Source organism: Paenibacillus sp. MSJ-34 (genome assembly GCF_018918005.1).
Classification (GTDB): domain Bacteria; phylum Bacillota; class Bacilli; order Paenibacillales; family Paenibacillaceae; genus MSJ-34.
In genome coordinates this window covers 1-1334 of record NZ_JAHLPR010000125.1, presented here as the reverse complement: position 1 = coordinate 1334, position 1334 = coordinate 1, and the positions used below count along the sequence as shown (strand labels likewise).

The 1334-nt window shown below is 52.7% G+C and carries 1 protein-coding gene; it reads right to left on the bottom strand.

The annotated features are described in order from the left end of the window. Window positions 1-97: 97 nt before the first annotated feature. Window positions 98-1288, bottom strand: a complete 1191-nt coding sequence (locus tag KQI79_RS27275; RefSeq protein WP_213531731.1) for a transposase — start codon at window positions 1286-1288, stop codon at window positions 98-100. Window positions 1289-1334 lie beyond the last annotated feature (46 nt).

Genomic DNA, 1334 nt, shown 5'->3' with positions numbered 1-1334 from the left:
CAGTTAATTCCTGGCTTTAACGTTTAAAAATGTGTAATTGGAGTTTATTGGTCATAAAAATGGGCAGACCTGCAGAATTTTCGGGAAACGCTCGTTTTTAAGCGACCGCTTTTGCCAAGCGAGATGCGGCTACTGCAGATGCAAGCAGAACGATGGCGTTCAGATACAGGTGAGTTGTTACTTTCTCGATCCCGCGCACATGCAAGGCATCTGCTGTCAAAGAGCATTTCAGTCGCGCATTGCAGCGCTCAACGCTCGTTCGCTCATTGTAAAGTGCTTTCCAGCGTTTGGTATCCCGATGTGGATGGCAATACCGCCGGAGGTCTTCCCTGACGTCCACTTTCACGACCATGCCATAATTCGAGGACGAGCAAGCGGCCATGCCAAGCGGACAGTCGACTTTGCCGGTTGCGTGCGGACAGCGAAACTTCAGTATGTCGCCGTCCGCTCCCCAGTACGTCATGGCATAGCCCATGGAACAGCATGGCGTCCCGTTGGACCGCATGCCGGCAGGCGGTTCCTTCTCGCGCCTGAGGTTGAGCGGAATGATGGCTTGAGCCTTGACGTTTCGCGCGGCCTCGTAAACCTTCAACTGATCATAGCCTGCGTCCAGCATGAAAAACCTCGGAGCGGTTCTGGATGCGGCTTGTTCCATCAGGCCCGGCGCCTTTTCTCCGTCATTGACATGCGCAGGCGTGACTTCCAGCACAAGCGGCAATTCGCTTTTCGTATCGACCGCCAGATGGAGTTTGTACCCAAACCAGGTGATCTTGTTGCCGAACGAATCGAGTTTCACTCCCCAATTGGCATTGCCGGTCTGTTCGCTTTTTCGCTTGGGTTGCTTTCTCTCGTAAGCACGGATGGCGGTGCTGTCAATTGCCACGTGGCTGCCGTCCAGAACACCTTCTAGCCTGAGGTGGGCAACCAGATCCTCAAACAGCCGCTTGGCCAGTTCCTTTTTCGTGACGTCGGCAAACACACGGCTGAGTGTGGAGATGGATGGAGCTTCCCGATCAAGCGAAAGTCCGCACTGATAGCGGAACCGAAGGTCCGTGCTCAACCGATGATGCAAAGCCGTTAAGGTAGCGATTCCTTCAAGAGGGGCGGCCAGAAGCGCACGTAAAATGCCCTGTCTGCAATGTCCGTCGGCGCCTCGGGGTGAACGGCTTCTTAATTCCTTGGCATAGGGTCTGAGATCCAGTGAGCTAAAGAAGATTGGCAATCGCTCTTTTGACTGCATTTTTAGCAATTCCTCGAAGGAAAACAAGCTTTCTTGGAGAATATACATCGTGACTTCACTCCTTAAGTTTTCTTGTTTGGTCACTTGAAAACTT